The following is a 14,318-nucleotide window of genomic DNA, read 5'->3' as shown; positions in this document are numbered from 1 at the left end:
CGCTGCTCACAACCCCGGTGCTACGCTCTAACTGCCAAAGGCGGGCACCCGGACTTCGGGAAGCTATCTACCAGGCGCAACTTAACCTTCATCGCACATGCTGAAGCCTGGTAACCAAGCTAAACGGACCTCTCTTTGAGGTGCCCCCCGACAGGTCACCTGGCTTCCTCAGCACTAAGGAAGTCGCAACATGAGTACAACCGTCACGGCCGAGCAATTCCTGGCCACTTCCATTGAGCTGGCAACAGCCAATGTCCTCAACAGTGGTGGCCCGTTCGGCGCCGTCATTGTCACCGCGGACGGACGAGCCTTCGAAGGCGTCAACCGCGTGACCGCCACGAACGATCCCACCGCACACGCAGAAGTCACGGCTATCCGTAACGCCTGCCGCGAACTGGAAACGTTCGATCTGAGCGGAGCAACCCTCTACACCAGCTGCGAGCCCTGCCCCATGTGCCTGGCCTCAGCCCTGTGGGCACGCGTTGACCGCGTGTTCTTTGCCGCAGACCGCCACGATGCCGCATCCGTCGGCTTCGATGACGCTGTCTTCTACGAGTACTTCGAGAACGACAACCGGGACGCGCTGATGCCGGTAGCCAAGCTGGAACTGGGCGACCCCCAGGCTCCTGCGGCCCTCCAGCCGTTCACTACATGGAACACGCTCGATTCCAGGATTGACTACTAGGGCCCGGTGGCTGACATGACAATCCTGGATCCCGCAGAAATGCACACAGAGACCGGACCCGCCCAGCACACCACTGGCGGCAAGCCTCCGGCCCCACACTCCTTCCTGGATAAGTTCTTCCAGATCTCCCAGCGTGGCTCCACGCTGGCGCGCGAATTCCGCGGCGGCTTGGTCACGTTCTTCACCATGGCCTACATCGTGATCCTCAACCCACTGATCCTCGGTGGATTCTCCGCGCAAAACGCACCCACCGACGTCGCCGGCGGCTGGCTCTCAGCGGCGCAGGTAGGCGCCGTCACCGGACTCACGGCCGGCGTCATGACCATCATTTTCGGCCTGATCGCCAACCTGCCGTTCGGGCTGGCCGCAGGCCTCGGCATCAACTCGTTCCTTGCAGTGGCCGTCATTCACGAGGTCACCTGGCCCGAGGCCATGGGCCTGGTGGTCATCAACGGCATCCTGATCGTCCTGTTCGGCGTGACCGGCGCCCGCACGGCGATCTTCAAAGCCGTGCCCAAGGAGCTGAAGGCCGCCATCACCGTTGGCATCGGCCTGTTCATCGCCTTCATCGGCTTTGTGGACTCCGGATTTGTTCGTCCCACCGCGGGCGGCCCACCGGTGCAGCTCGGCAACGGCGGCTCCATCACCTCCATCCCTACCCTTGTCTTTATTATCGGATTGCTGGCCATGGGTATCCTGGTGGCCCGTAAAATCCAGGGCGGCTTGCTCATCGGCATCGTGGCCACCACGGTCCTTGCCGCCGTCGTCGAGGCTGTCTTCCATATCGGCCCCAGCAGTGCCAGCAACCCCGGCGGCTGGCATCTGAACACGCCGGTCCTTTCGGGCCAGCTGGTCTCTGCCCCGGACCTGAGCCTCGTGGGCCACTTCGACCTGTTCGGTTCGTTCGCCAGGATCGGCGGATTGGCCGCAACCATGCTGGTCTTTACCTTGGTGTTCACCAACTTCTTTGATGCCATGGGCACCATGACCGGCTTGGCCAAGAGCGCCGGTGTGGCACACAAGGACGGAACGTTCCCCAGGCTCAAGTCGGCCTTCATCGTCGAAGGCTTCGGCGCAGTGGCGGGCGGCGCGACGTCGGGCTCGTCCAACACTGTGTACATCGACTCCGCCGCCGGTATCGGGGAGGGCGCCCGCACGGGATTGGCCTCAGTGGTGACCGGGGTGCTGTTCCTGGGTTCCATGTTCTTCACCCCGCTCACGTCGGTGGTGCCCCTGGAAGTCGCCGCCGCAGCTTTGGTGGTGGTGGGCGCGATGATGATGGCGCAGATCCGCGAGATCAAGTTCACCAAGTTCTCCATAGCATTGCCGGCGTTCCTGACCATCGTGACCATGCCGTTGACGTACTCCATTGCCAACGGCATCGGCGTCGGGTTCATCTCCTTCGCTGTGATCAGCGGGGCGTCCGGCAGGGCCAGGAAAGTGCATCCCCTCATGTGGGTGGTTACCGCGGGCTTCATCATCTACTTTGCCCGGGGACCCATCAACGCCCTGATGGGTATCTAGCCACCCCACCCGCCGGGTCACCACCCGGCGTTCCGATCGGCGGTCCGTCGGAACCCACCGCACGAATAGGCGTCCGCCGTCGTCGCCCTTCTGGGGCACCACCAAAGAAGGGCACGACGGCGGGCGGCGGCCCTGTTGATTCAGGAACGGTTCTGATGCTCCGCTATGGCGCGGGGGCAGGGAGATGAAGCCCTTGCCCCCGCACCTAAAACTCTTACCGATAAGCCGCGACTACCCCTGAACATCCTCCGGGAGTGAGACCATGGGGCAAGATCGCGCACTGCTCCGGCCGGGCCACTTGGCCGGGACACCTGGATAAAGGACGTGTTGCCATGCTGGATCTGATGCCTTCACTGGGCAGTTGGCGGCCTGCGATCTCTGGCCAGCGATGCGCTGTGGCCACGATCGTGGGAACCGGTGGCTCCGTGCCGCGCCCCGCCGGGACCTCGATGATGATCTCCGAACATGGCGAAATACTGGGCAGTTTGTCCGGCGGCTGCGTGGAAGGCGCCGTCGTGGAGGCCGCCCTGGAAGCACTGCGCGACGGCGGACCCCGCCTTGAGTCGTTCGGTTACAGCGACGCGGATGCGTTCGCCGTCGGGCTCACCTGTGGAGGGGAACTCGAAGTCCACATCCAGCCTTTGACTGGCGGGATGCCGGAATTTTCCGGTGTTGTGGACGCCGAGCAGCCGGCGGCCATCATTCGCCGCCTTGATACCGGCGGGGGAGTAGTCATGGTGAACGATCCTGTCCGGTTCCGGGCCATGGAGTCGCCCGAATTGGCCCATCTCGTCGGAGACCATCCCGCCACAGTTTTCGCAGCCGCTGCCCAGATAGAGCCGCTGCTCCAAGGAGGCCGCGCGGGCTTGGTCCGGCTGGCACCACCTGCAGGCTGCATCGACGGCTGGGTCACAACCGAGAGGTTGGAGGCCCCGCCCAGGGAGGAAGAGGAACCGCAGCCCATTACACTGTTCGTCGAAAGCCGCTTACCGGCGGCGCGCATGGTGATTTTCGGCGCGAATGACTTCGGAGCAGCCTTGCTCCCCGCCGGGAAACTGCTCGGCTATGACGTCACAGTGTGTGATGCCCGTCCGGCTTTTGCAGGGCAAAGCCGCTTCAGCGGGGCTGATTCGGTGGTGACCGACTGGCCACACCGCTACCTCCAAGCAGAAACGGCAGCCGGGCGCATCGATTCCCGCACCGTGATCTGCGTCCTGACCCATGACCCGAAATTCGACATCCCCTTGCTCGAAACCGCGCTTCACCTCAACGTGGCCTATGTGGGCGCGATGGGATCCCGGCGCAGCCACCGACAGCGGGTCGACGCCCTGCTTGACGCCGGCACGCCTACCGAGGCCCTGGAACAGCTGCATTCGCCCATAGGCCTGGACCTCGGCGCGGTCACCCCGGCGGAGGTAGCCGTCTCCATCACGGCGGAAATCATCGCCGAGCGCGGGGCCGGAACCCGGCGGCCAACCCTGGAAGCCCCTGGGTTCCCGTCCCTCAAGGACAGCACAGGGCCCATCCACGCTGCGCCTCCAGCCCCAACTACCCCCACCCAGGAGGACTCATGGACATGAACACCATCGAGGCCGTGGTCCCCACCACCGATCCGGCCCAGTGGCGCGACGGCGACGCCTGGCTTGCCGGTGGCACGGTCCTTTTCTCCTACGGCAGCACCGTCCTTAAACGCCTCCTCGATCTGGGCCAAGCTGATTGGCCGGCTGTCACGGTGACCGATGAGGGAATCGAACTCGCTGCGACCTGCACCGTCGCCGAGCTCTACGCCGTGCCCGTTTCGCCGGCGGCCGCAACCCTGGAATGGCCGGGATTGGCCTTGATCCGCCCGTGCTGTGACTCGTTCGTGGCCTCCTTCAAGATCTGGAACATGTCCACGGTGGGCGGCAACATCTGCACCGGGTTGCCTGCCGGACCCATGACGTCATTGTGCGCAGGACTCGACGGCGTTGCCGCCATCCTCAGCCCGGATGGCGGCAGTCGCACAGTCCCGGTGGCCGACGTCGTGATCGGGGACATGCAGACAATACTGGCCCCGGGGGAGTTGCTCCGCAGCGTCCACTTGCCCGCCACGGCCCTGTCCGCCAGGGTTGCGTTCCGGCGTTTATCACTCAGCAACCTCGGCCGTTCCGGGGTCCTGCTCATCGGCCGCCTCGACGCGGACAACACCATGGTGATCACGGTGACCGCTTCCACCAAGCGGCCAGTACAGCTGAGGTTCCCCGCCGGGCAGGTTCCCGACGCCGGGACGCTGGCTGACGCCGTCGGCGAATCCATCCCTTGGCCGCTGTACCACGATGACATCCACGGGCTCCCGGCCTGGCGCCGCGACATGACGTTCAAACTCGCCGAGGAGATCCGCGCCGAACTGCTGGGCGAGTCGATGACCGTATCCGGCGATTTCTGGCCTCCGCATGACACCTCGCCGCAGCCGTCCGCCCAACCCCAAGCTTCAGGCACCCAGAAGGAGGCCCACCATGGCAATTGAGATCAACGGCGCGCCCTCGCAAGCCACACCCCGGCCCGGTCAATGCCTCCGCACCTTCCTCCGCGAAGAGGGCAACTTCGGCGTCAAAAAGGGCTGCGACGGGGGCGATTGCGGTGCCTGCACCGTCCACGTCGACGGCAAACCCGTGCACAGTTGCATCTACCCCGCCGTCCGGGCCAAGGGCAAGGCGGTCACCACCATCGAGGGGTTGTCCCAAGGCGGAGAACTCCACCCAGTGCAGGAACAGTTCCTCGAAAGCCAAGGCTTCCAATGCGGTTTCTGTACCGCCGGGATGATGATGACCGCGGCCACGTTCGACGACGAACAACGCGCCAACCTGCCCCGCAACCTCAAGGGCAACCTTTGCCGCTGCACCGGTTACCGCTCCATCGCCGACGCCGTCTGCGGTCACGGTGACGATCACCAGCACGACGCCGGAGCTGACGTTTCCGGGGCACAGTCGCCAACCGCTGTGGAGGCTACGCCTGGCCAACTCGGGGACGACGTCCCGGCCCCCGCAGGCCAGGCAATAGTCACAGGCACGGCCCGCTACACCTTGGACATCCCCGCCGAGCAGCTTCCGGGGTTGCTGCACATGAAGCTAGCCCGGTCGCCGTACCCGCACGCCCGGATCGTCTCCATTGACAAGGCCCCGGCTTTGGCAGTCCCCGGCGTCGTTGCAGTGTTCACGCATGAGGACGCACCGCAGCTGTTGTTCTCCACGGCCCAGCACGAGAACTTCACCGACGATCCCGATGACACCCGTGTCCTGGATAACGTGGTGCGCTTCATCGGACAGCGGGTTGCCGCCGTCGTCGCCGAATCCGTTGCTGCCGCCGAGGCCGGAACCCGCGCGCTGGCTGTGCAGTACGAACTCCTGGAGCCGGTGTTCACCCCCCAGGAGGCCATCCTTCCCGGCGCCCCGGCGATTCATGGTGATAAAGACGGAGTTTTCTCGCGCATCTCGAGGCCGCTGAACAACGTGGTGGCCGAGGTCCACGCGGAGCTGGGTAGCGTCGCTGAAGGCTTTGAAGCCGCCGACTTCATCCATGAACACACCTACAGCACCCAGCGTGTCCAGCATGTGGCAATGGAGACCCATGCTTCCATCGCCTTGATTGATGAGGATGGCCGGTTAATGGTCCGCTCGTCCACGCAGGTGCCGTTCTTGGTGAAGCGGACCTTGAGCCGGGTTTTCAACCTCGCGCCGGAAAGCATTCGGGTGGTCGCAGGCAGGGTTGGTGGCGGGTTCGGCGGCAAGCAGGAAGTCCTCACGGAGGATGTGGTGGCCCTCGCGGCCTTGGCCCTGAAGCGTCCCGTGCAACTTGAGTTCACCAGGACCGAACAGTTCACGGCCACCACCACACGCCACCCGTTCACCATCCACCTCAAGGCCGGCGCGAGCCGGGACGGGCAGCTGACGGCCCTCCAGCTCGACGTCCTCACCAACACCGGGGCTTACGGTAACCATGCTCCCGGCGTGATGTTCCACGGCTGCGGCGAATCATTGGCCGTCTACAAGTGTGTGAACAAAAAAGTGGATGCCCACGCCGTCTATACCAACACGGTTCCCGCTGGCGCCTTCCGGGGCTACGGACTGAGCCAGATGATCTTCGCGATCGAGTCGGCCATTGACGAACTGGCCATCGGAATCGGCATGGACCCCTTGGAATTCCGGCTCAAGAACATGGTCAGGCCCGGTGACCACATGCTCTCCACGACGCCCGAGCCCGAGGAAGATGTCCACTACGGCAGTTACGGGCTGGACCAATGTGTGGCGTTGGTCCGCGACGCTTTGGACCGCGGCAAGGAACGGTACCGCGCTGCCGGGTTGGAGGACCTCGGGCCCGAATGGGTGATCGGCGAAGGCTCTGCGCTCTCCATGATCGACACCGTTCCGCCGCGGGGCCACTTCGCCCACACCCGGGTGAGCCTGGAAGCGGACGGACGGTTCGCCGTCGACGTCGGAACTGCGGAATTCGGGAACGGCACCACCACTGTCCATGCGCAACTGGCTGCCACGGCGCTCGCAACATCGGCAGACCGCGTGACCGTGCGCCAGTCCGATACCGATCTGGTGGAGCACGATACCGGTGCCTTCGGCTCGGCAGGGACCGTGGTGGCCGGGAAGGCGACGCTGGGGGCGGCACTCGAGCTGGCCACACGCATCCAGACGGTGGCGGCGTCCCTCACCGGCGTCTCGTTAGCGGATTGCCGGTTGGTGGACGGCGCCGTTGACTGCGGAGGGCGAACGGTGCCGCTGAAGGAAATCCACGACGCCGCCCACCTTCAAGGCGTCCGGCTCGCCACCGACGGCAACTGGGGAGGAACGCCCCGGTCTGTCGCGTTCAACGTCCATGGCTTCCGCGTGGCTGTTAATACCGGCACGGGTGAGCTGCGGATCCTGCAGAGTGTCCAAGCGGCCGACGCCGGCGTCGTGGTGAATCCGCGGCAGTGCCGCGGGCAGATCGAGGGCGGTATTGCGCAGGCGCTCGGCGCCGTGCTCTACGAGGAAGTGAAAGTGGACGACGCCGGCAGGATCACCACGGACATTCTGCGGCAGTATCACATTCCTTCGTTCGCGGACGTGCCCCGGAGTGAGGTGTATTTCGCCAAGACCAATGACTCCACCGGGCCCCTCGGCGCCAAGTCCATGAGCGAGAGTCCGTTCAACCCGGTGGCACCAGCGCTGGCCAACGCCATCCGAAACGCAACGGGCATCCGCTTTGCTGAGCTGCCCATTGCCCGGGACAAGATCTACCTGGCGCTCCGTGACCGCACCCTCATACGCAACTAGTTGGGTACGGCCCGCAAATCTACCCGTCCAGCAGGTACAGCTGATCCTTGGTATCCAAGTCCGCGCCTGAGCAGACGTCGCTGCAATCCACCAGGTCCACCAAACCCGGATGGGCCTTGAGGAAGGATCGCGCCCCCGTGTCACCCGCCGCTGCTTCCGCAGCTTGCTCGCGGAGTCCGACGTCGAAAATCACCGGGTGCCGACGCTTCAGGTGGCCTGACTCGTCCGGATACGCAGCGGCTGTGACCCGCCCTGGCCGGTGACTGCCCAGCAGCCTGCTCACTGCCGCAGCGGTCAGTCCGGGCTGGTCCACTAAGGCCACCATGATGTTGTTACCCCGTGTTGCGGCGTCGATGCCTGATCGGAAGGACCCGGCCATCCCTTTGGCCCAGTCTTGATTCTCAACCACCAGGTACCCGGAGAGGTCGGTGGAACTGCGGACGGCAGCAGCTTCGGCACCGAGGACCACCACTACCTCCGAGCATCCGCCCTCGGAAAGGATGCCGGCAATTACCTCCACAAGAGTGCGGGAATGGAAGGGAAGCAGCGCTTTGGGACCGAGTCCCAGTCGGGTTCCAGCACCTGCTGCAAGCAGCACTCCCGTGGTGGCATTGGCGCTTCTTTGGGTCATCCCTTCACCATACGCGGGACACGTCGAATGGTCCTTGGATTCCCGTGGCGGGCAAAAGATCTACCAATATCGGTTTCGTATTACCGATCAGTAGGGCTACACGTTGCTTGGAATGGCCGTTATGGTCGATGGGAGAGTCAAGAAGAGAGCTCGGGTACGCAACGACGCGTAGAGAACCAACGCATAGGAACAGGGGACGATGGCGGGCAGTTTCGAGATACTCCAAGCAGGACCAAGTGCATTCCGTTTCCGGCTGACGGCCGAGGACGGCACTGTTGTGGCAGAGTCGCCGCAGTTTCCAACCCTGAAGGCAGTCGTGGCAGGGATCAACGCTGTCAGGGAAAATGCCGCCACGGGGTTCGTGGTGGATCGCCGCTCACTCGCGGCCAAGTAAAACAGGATTCGTAAATAAACAGCAGCGGCAGTGCTCGGAAGCACTGCCGCTGCTGTTATGCCTGGCTGGGAGTACGGGTTAGCCGTCCGCACCGGCGGGCGTCGTGGTGGGGGTGTAGCCCTCGAGCTTGAGCGCCGCCTGAGCGTACTTCTGCGTGAAGGTGTCGGGGATGTTGACCTTGGAGGTGTCGACGCCGATGGTCTTCTCTTCGGCGAAGATCGTCTTGGGTCCACCTGCGGGCATCAAGCCGTCCGGCAGGAACTGGCCCTTGTCCTTGTCCAGCGCGGACACGTACTGGTCCTTGCTGATGGTGCTGTTCTGCACGAATGACTGCGGCAGTTTGTCGGCGATATCCTTTGCGGAGTGCGTGCTGATCCAGTGCATGGTGTCAACGAGGGCGTTGACCACCTTCTGCGCTGCGTCTTCGTGCGACTTGACCCAGTCTGATTGGGCCAACAGGCCAGCGGACGGAAGGCTACCGCCCAGTGCTGCCTGGGCGCCCTCAGAAGTGGCGAGATCGATGGAAGGAACAGCGAGGTTCTTGCTTTCCAAAGCCCCCACTGTGGGCTGGGTGGTCATCACGCAATCGGCAGAACCACGCTGGATTGCCGCAATCGCTGTGGAACCGGATCCGACGGCGATGGTGTGGTAGTCGCTCTTGGAGAGGCCGCCCTTGGCAGCGATGAACTGGGTGAGCTCATCGGTTCCGGAGCCGAGGTCCGTGACGCCTACCGTCTTGCCCTTGAGGTCGGCTCCGGTTTTGACGTTGGCCTTCGGGTTGCACATGATGCGTTCGCCGGGAGCTCCGGAGAGTTGCACCAAGTTGATGACGTTCTTGCCCTTGGACTGGAAGTCGACCGTGTGGACGTACCAGGCTCCGGCCATGTCCACCTGTCCGGAGGCCATCGCGTCTTCAGCGCCGACGCCACCCTGGGACTCGGTGGACAGTTCCATCTTGACGCCGTACTTCTGGTAGTAGCCGAGGCTTTCCGCCAGTTGGTAGGGCAGGTAGATCTGCTTGTCGATTCCACCCACCATCATCTTGACGGTCGGCATCGAGCTGGTGTCCGCTGAGGCGCCACCGCTTGCGGAGCTTCCATTGCTGGCGGGGGTGCTGCTGCTGCCGCATCCTGTGAGGCTGAGCGCAACGGCTCCAGCGGCAGCGGCGACAAACATAGTGCGCTTCATCATTGTTTTACGCATCCTTTTTGGATCCCCGGAGGGATATGGGTGTTCTAGTGGGGTACTGCGGGTGAAAACTGGGTGACTGCCGGTACTTAGATGGCTTGGGCTTCGGAACGGTTTGGCGGCCGCCACTTCAGGAGCTTGTGCTCCAACGCGCCGATGAGGTACTCGGCGGCGAGGGTGACCACTGCGATGATCACCATGCAAGCGAAGACGGTGTTGGGATCGAAAGTTCCTTGTGCCTGGCTGATGATCAAGCCGATGCCTTGCTGGGCGCCGAGCACTTCGGCCACGAGGGCACCGATGATCGCGAAGCCGAACGCTGTGTGGAGGCTGGCGATGATCCACGTCATCGCGGACGGAATGGTTACGTGCATCGCCACTTGGATCGGCGAGGCGCCGAGCACCCGCACGTTAGCCACCAGGTTCTGGTCCACTTCACGGACGCCTTGGAATGCGTTGAAGAACACCACGAAGAAGACGAGCACTGCCGCGAGCAGGATCTTCGGGAAGACGCCCAGGCCGAAGGCAACGATGAAGATCGAGCCCAGCACGATACGGGGAATCGAGTTGACGATCCGGATGTAGGGGCCCACGACGGCGGACAGGTACTTGTTGGAACCGAGAAGAATGCCGAGCACGACGCCCACGAGCGTTCCGAGGATGAATCCAAGGAAGGCTTCTTGGGCCGTGATCCAGAGGTTCTCCCAAATGGTGCCGAAAGCCGTGCCTTCGGTGAACAGCTTCACGAGGCTGCTCCAGATTTCGGATGGCTGGCCGAAGAAGAACTTATCCACCCAGCCCTCGGTGGTGAACCACTGCCAACCGCCGATGACGATGACGGCCAGCGCCACTCGGCCGATCCAGATCGACATCGTACGACGCCGGGCCTTACGGCGGCCGGCCGCCTTTGCTGCTGCTTCTGGTTCCATGGGTTTCTCGATCTTGCGGGATCCGCTGTGTGTGAGGGTTGTCATGCTGCACCTGCCGTTCGTGCGTAAGCACGGGTCACTTCGTCTTTCAGGGATTCCCAGATGTGGCCCTGGAGTTCGAGGAAGCGCTCCTCGTGGCGGATTTCCTGCACATTCCCGCGGGGCCTGGGAAGGTCGATGTCGAAGACGTCCTTCACCGATCCCGGGCTGGTGGTCATGATGACCACCTTGTCCGAAAGCGCCACAGCCTCGTCCAGGTCGTGGGTGATGAAAAGGACCGATGGCCGCAGTTCTTCCCAGAGCTTGAGCAGTTCGTTCTGCATGATCGCTTTGGTCTGGACATCGAGTGCCCCAAAGGGCTCATCCATGAGGAGGATGCGCGGGTTGTTGATCAGGGCAGCAGCCATGGCCACACGCTTGCGCATGCCGCCGGAAAGCTGATGCGGGTAGCGATCTTCGAATCCGGCCAGGCCAACCCGCCGGAGCCAGTCGCGGGCAAGGTCGGTGGCTTCGCGTTTGGGCATGCCCAGAAGGATCGGCCCCATCATGACGTTGCTGAGGACGCTCTTCCAGGGGAACAACGCGTCCGCTTGGAACATGTAGCTCACCCCGTTGGTGATGCCCTCCACCAGGGAGCCGCCGACACTCACAGAGCCTGCGCTGGGCCGCTCCAAGCCGGAGACTTGAGCCAGCGTGGTGGACTTACCGCAGCCGGTGGGCCCGACGATCGAGCAAAACTGGCCGGCCTCGACGTTCACGGTGACGTCCTGGATGGCGGTAAACGTTTCGCCCTTCGGTGTGAGATAGCGCTTGGTCAATCCCGCTATCTCGATCCGGGCCCCCTCTTCGGCTTTATCGGCCGCTCGTGGCGCCCGGTGGGGGTGGTTACTATTCATTGCCAAGACCTCTCTGTCGCAGGTACTTCGGAAGAAGTTAGTGATGTGGATCACTGAAACTATGTAAAGCTTAGGAAGTGATCATTCATGCAAGAAGAGTTCGGTAACATGTGCGCTTTAGCCGCAAAAGTGCACGTTTTGTGCGTTTTCTGCAGTACCGCTAATACGTCGCCAAGGCACGGATTCCGATGACCCGTACGCCCCTTGCAAAGCGGAGCCGTTTCTCCACCCTGACCACGCAGATTCTCCTGGCCTCGCTGTCCTTGCTGTTCCTCACCGTTGTCTTGGGCGGTGTCTTGTTCACGATGATCAGCAACCAGACATTGGACCAGCAGTACCAGCTCCGTGCCTTGGGCATTGCCACCACCACTGCCCAAATGCCGGAGATCAGGTCTGCGCTGGCAGCCGGTGATCCGCAGAAGATGATCGCGGGTTTGGCGCAGCAGATCACCTCCGCAGCCCAGCCGGACTACGTGGTGGTCAGCGACCGGAACGGTGTGCGCTTCTCCCACCCGGATCCCACCTTGATTGGACGCAGGCTCGAGGAACCCGTGGCTGTTTTGGACGGCCAAACGCATGTTGGTTTCGACCCCGGCAGCTTGGGCACTTCCGCAAATGCCAAGGCCCCCATATTCGGCAGCGACGGATCGGTAATAGGCCAAGTCTCCGTCGGGATCGAAGAGACACATGTCCTGGACAACCAGGTCCGGAACATCTGGCTGATCACCGGGTTCTCGGCGCTGGTCCTTGCCCTGGGTTTCATTGCTTCCCTGCTTCTGTCCCGCCGGATCAAACGCGTCACGTTCGACCTTGAGCCGGCCGAGATCGCCTCACTGTTGCAAGAGCGCGAGGCGCTGCTGCATGGAATCCGGGAGGCCGTCGTCGGGCTTGACGACGACGGCAAGGTGACGGTCATCAACGGGGAGGCACGGCGTTTGCTGCACGTGGAGGGCGAAGCGCTGGGCAAGCCTGTTGCGGAGCTGATCCCGGATGGCCGGCTTCGCGATCTGTTGACCGGCAAGCTCTCCGGCGCCGATCAAGTGGCGCTCACGGAAGATTCCCTGCTGGTGGTCAATCGAATGCCTGTGGCGACGGCGGGAAGGAGCATCGGTTCGGTGGTGACCCTGCGCGACCGAACGGAGATTGAGGGCCTGGTCCGGGACCTCCACTCGATCCAAGGACTCATGGAAGCAATGCGCGCCCTCGAGCACGAGTACGCCAACAGGCTGCACATCGTTGACGGGCTGCTGGAGATGGGGGACGTGGACCAGGCCAAGGCATTCGTTTCGCAGGTGTCCAGCATGTCCCATTCGCTTGGCGAGGGCCTTCGCTCCCGGATCGCGCCGCCTGAATTGGCAGCGCTGCTGCTGGCCAAGGTCGCAGTCGCCGCCGAACAGGACGTCCAAATGACGGTGACGCCCGGCTCCCGGCTTGAACATCCCGAGGTTGACCAGGCCGAGCTGCTGACCATCGTGGGGAACCTCCTCGACAACGCGGTGGACGCGCTCGCGAACACGCCCCGGCCACGCACGGTCTCGGTACACTTTGACGACGCCGACGGCGTGTTTATTGCCGTGCGGGACAACGGCCCGGGAGTCCCAGCGGATAGGGTCGAGCAGGTGCTCGTGGATGGGTACTCCACCAAGGAGCCGCGGCCCGGCATGCGGCGCGGCATTGGCTTGGCTTTGGTGAGCAGGATCGTGCACCGGGCGGGGGGAACCCTGGACGTTTTCCCGGGACCTGGTGGACATTTTGAGGTGTGGCTGCCAGCCAACCCAAACGTAGCGGAGAAGGACAGGAGCGCAGGCGTTGATTAAGACGTTGGTTGTTGACGACGATTTCCGGGTCGCCGGAATCCACGCGTCCCGTGTGGATAGGGTGGATGGCTTCGAATGCATCGGCCAGGTGTACACAGCGGCATCGGCGCGCGAGGCGATCTCGCGGCTGGCTCCGGACCTGTTGTTGCTGGACATCCATCTCCCGGACGAGGACGGCCTGTCGCTCCTTCGCTCGCTGCAGGCCTCAGGGAACCCGGTCGACTGCATCATCATCACCGCTGCCCAGGACTTGGCGACGGTGAAGTCTGCCATGACCAGCGGCGCCGTCTACTATCTGGTCAAGCCTTTCGGCTTCGAACGGCTCAAGACCCAGTTGGAGTCCTACCGGAAGTGGCGCCAGGAGCTCGAATCCGCGTCCACCGGCAACCAAGCCACCATCGACAGCCTCTACAACGCCCGCTCGGCCGGGATTAAGCCCGCGGCGCCGGCTCCGCGGTTGCAGCCCACCATGCAAAAAGTGTTCGACGCCGTTCGGACAGCGGGCGGCCCCATCAGCGCGGCCGAGATCGCGGACCAGCTCGGTGTCAGCCGTCCAACAGCCCAGCGCTATCTCAGCTCCCTTGAACGGAAAGGCCTTCTGGTCCTTGACCTCACGTATGGGACTACGGGCAGGCCGCTCAATTCCTATACGGTGCCGTAACGACGCGGTGCCGTAACGACGCGACGCCGTAACGACGCGACAAAGGCCGGCAAGGGCTGGTTTCCCAACCTTTGCCGGCCTTGCGTTGCGCGTGTTTCTTAGGCGTCTCCGCCTGCTCCGCCGGTGGTGCCGGCGGTGACGTCCAACAACTTGTAGCGGTCAATGGCGTACGACGGCGCGCCCTCCTCGACCTCGCCCCTCGCCGCCAACATCTGGAGTGTTTTGGTGACGATGGAGTGGGTGTCGTTTTTGAAGTAGCGGCGTGCGGCTTGGCGGGTGTCGGAGAAGCC

The 14,318-nt window shown here is 63.4% G+C and carries 13 protein-coding genes; 8 read left to right on the top strand and 5 right to left on the bottom strand.

The window, feature by feature from the left end; all coding sequences use genetic code 11:
* Positions 1–190 precede the first annotated feature (190 nt).
* The 5 genes from SB659_RS13035 (at position 191) to SB659_RS13015 (ending at position 7,512) form a co-directional block, all read left to right on the top strand.
* Entirely contained in the window at positions 191–685 is a 495-nt protein-coding gene (locus SB659_RS13035; RefSeq protein WP_284975081.1) for a nucleoside deaminase, read from the top strand.
* Positions 686–700: 15 nt separating this feature from the next.
* Positions 701–2,209, top strand: a complete 1,509-nt coding sequence (locus SB659_RS13030; RefSeq protein WP_410550798.1) for an NCS2 family permease — start codon at positions 701–703, stop codon at positions 2,207–2,209.
* Between the two features lie 332 nt (positions 2,210–2,541).
* A complete protein-coding gene (locus SB659_RS13025) occupies positions 2,542–3,789 on the top strand; it encodes an XdhC family protein (RefSeq protein WP_410550674.1) in 1,248 nt (415 codons plus the stop codon).
* Complete coding sequence (locus SB659_RS13020; protein ID WP_410550673.1) at positions 3,780–4,715, top strand: FAD binding domain-containing protein; 936 nt, start codon at positions 3,780–3,782, stop codon at positions 4,713–4,715. Before SB659_RS13025 ends, SB659_RS13020 begins: the two co-directional genes overlap by 10 nt.
* Complete coding sequence (locus SB659_RS13015) at positions 4,705–7,512, top strand: molybdopterin-dependent oxidoreductase (RefSeq protein WP_410550672.1); 2,808 nt, start codon at positions 4,705–4,707, stop codon at positions 7,510–7,512. Before SB659_RS13020 ends, SB659_RS13015 begins: the two co-directional genes overlap by 11 nt.
* Before the next feature lie 19 nt (positions 7,513–7,531).
* Here the strand turns inward: SB659_RS13015 and nboR are convergent, their stop codons facing one another.
* Positions 7,532–8,143, bottom strand: a complete 612-nt coding sequence (gene nboR, locus SB659_RS13010) for a nicotine blue oxidoreductase (RefSeq protein WP_284978054.1) — start codon at positions 8,141–8,143, stop codon at positions 7,532–7,534.
* Between the two features lie 199 nt (positions 8,144–8,342).
* Here nboR and SB659_RS13005 point away from each other — a divergent pair, with 199 nt between their 5' ends.
* On the top strand, positions 8,343–8,537 hold the full coding sequence (locus tag SB659_RS13005) for a YegP family protein (RefSeq protein ID WP_284978053.1): 195 nt from the start codon (positions 8,343–8,345) through the stop codon (positions 8,535–8,537).
* Positions 8,538–8,615: 78 nt separating this feature from the next.
* Here SB659_RS13005 and SB659_RS13000 read toward each other — a convergent pair whose 3' ends face one another.
* From SB659_RS13000 to SB659_RS12990, 3 genes are all read right to left on the bottom strand, one after another.
* Positions 8,616–9,728 carry an ABC transporter substrate-binding protein gene (locus SB659_RS13000; protein WP_284978052.1) on the bottom strand — a complete coding sequence of 371 codons (1,113 nt, stop codon included), beginning with the start codon at positions 9,726–9,728 and terminating at the stop codon, positions 8,616–8,618.
* Between the two features lie 86 nt (positions 9,729–9,814).
* The gene (locus SB659_RS12995; protein ID WP_410550671.1) at positions 9,815–10,699 is read right to left on the bottom strand and encodes an ABC transporter permease; all 885 of its coding nucleotides are present in this window, start codon (positions 10,697–10,699) and stop codon (positions 9,815–9,817) included.
* The gene (locus SB659_RS12990; protein ID WP_284975073.1) at positions 10,696–11,550 is read right to left on the bottom strand and encodes an ABC transporter ATP-binding protein; all 855 of its coding nucleotides are present in this window, start codon (positions 11,548–11,550) and stop codon (positions 10,696–10,698) included. Before SB659_RS12990 ends, SB659_RS12995 begins: the two co-directional genes overlap by 4 nt.
* A gap of 188 nt (positions 11,551–11,738) precedes the next feature.
* On the opposite strand from SB659_RS12990, the gene SB659_RS12985 reads away from it, so the two are divergent.
* Both SB659_RS12985 and SB659_RS12980 read left to right on the top strand, forming a co-directional pair.
* Positions 11,739–13,367 (top strand): ATP-binding protein, encoded by a 1,629-nt coding sequence (locus SB659_RS12985; RefSeq protein WP_410550670.1) that lies wholly within the window; start codon positions 11,739–11,741, stop codon positions 13,365–13,367.
* Complete coding sequence (locus SB659_RS12980; protein WP_410550669.1) at positions 13,360–14,028, top strand: response regulator; 669 nt, start codon at positions 13,360–13,362, stop codon at positions 14,026–14,028. Before SB659_RS12985 ends, SB659_RS12980 begins: the two co-directional genes overlap by 8 nt.
* 98 nt (positions 14,029–14,126) lie before the next feature.
* Here SB659_RS12980 and SB659_RS12975 read toward each other — a convergent pair.
* Positions 14,127–14,318, bottom strand: a 192-nt coding sequence (locus tag SB659_RS12975) for a hypothetical protein (RefSeq protein WP_410550668.1), incomplete at its 5' end; no start/stop codon positions are given.

It is taken from the genome of Arthrobacter sp. SIMBA_036, assembly GCF_046535135.1.
Classification (GTDB): Bacteria; Actinomycetota; Actinomycetes; order Actinomycetales; family Micrococcaceae; genus Arthrobacter.
Note: the sequence above shows the minus strand (reverse complement) of the source record. Positions and strands in the feature narration are given on the sequence as shown.

What these genes read in the sequence shown, in the direction of transcription:
- SB659_RS13015 (WP_410550672.1), top strand. Translation starts at nt 4,705, where the DNA reads ATGGCAATTGAGATCAACGGCGCGCCCTCGCAAGCCACACCCCGGCCC.
- SB659_RS13020 (WP_410550673.1), top strand. Translation starts at nt 3,780, where the DNA reads ATGGACATGAACACCATCGAGGCCGTGGTCCCCACCACCGATCCGGCC.
- SB659_RS13025 (WP_410550674.1), top strand. Translation starts at nt 2,542, where the DNA reads ATGCTGGATCTGATGCCTTCACTGGGCAGTTGGCGGCCTGCGATCTCT.
- SB659_RS12995 (WP_410550671.1), bottom strand. Translation starts at nt 10,699, where the DNA reads ATGACAACCCTCACACACAGCGGATCCCGCAAGATCGAGAAACCCATG.
- SB659_RS13030 (WP_410550798.1), top strand. Translation starts at nt 701, where the DNA reads ATGACAATCCTGGATCCCGCAGAAATGCACACAGAGACCGGACCCGCC.
- nboR (WP_284978054.1), bottom strand. Translation starts at nt 8,143, where the DNA reads ATGACCCAAAGAAGCGCCAATGCCACCACGGGAGTGCTGCTTGCAGCA.
- SB659_RS13035 (WP_284975081.1), top strand. Translation starts at nt 191, where the DNA reads ATGAGTACAACCGTCACGGCCGAGCAATTCCTGGCCACTTCCATTGAG.
- SB659_RS13000 (WP_284978052.1), bottom strand. Translation starts at nt 9,728, where the DNA reads ATGATGAAGCGCACTATGTTTGTCGCCGCTGCCGCTGGAGCCGTTGCG.
- SB659_RS13005 (WP_284978053.1), top strand. Translation starts at nt 8,343, where the DNA reads ATGGCGGGCAGTTTCGAGATACTCCAAGCAGGACCAAGTGCATTCCGT.
- SB659_RS12985 (WP_410550670.1), top strand. Translation starts at nt 11,739, where the DNA reads ATGACCCGTACGCCCCTTGCAAAGCGGAGCCGTTTCTCCACCCTGACC.
- SB659_RS12990 (WP_284975073.1), bottom strand. Translation starts at nt 11,550, where the DNA reads ATGAATAGTAACCACCCCCACCGGGCGCCACGAGCGGCCGATAAAGCC.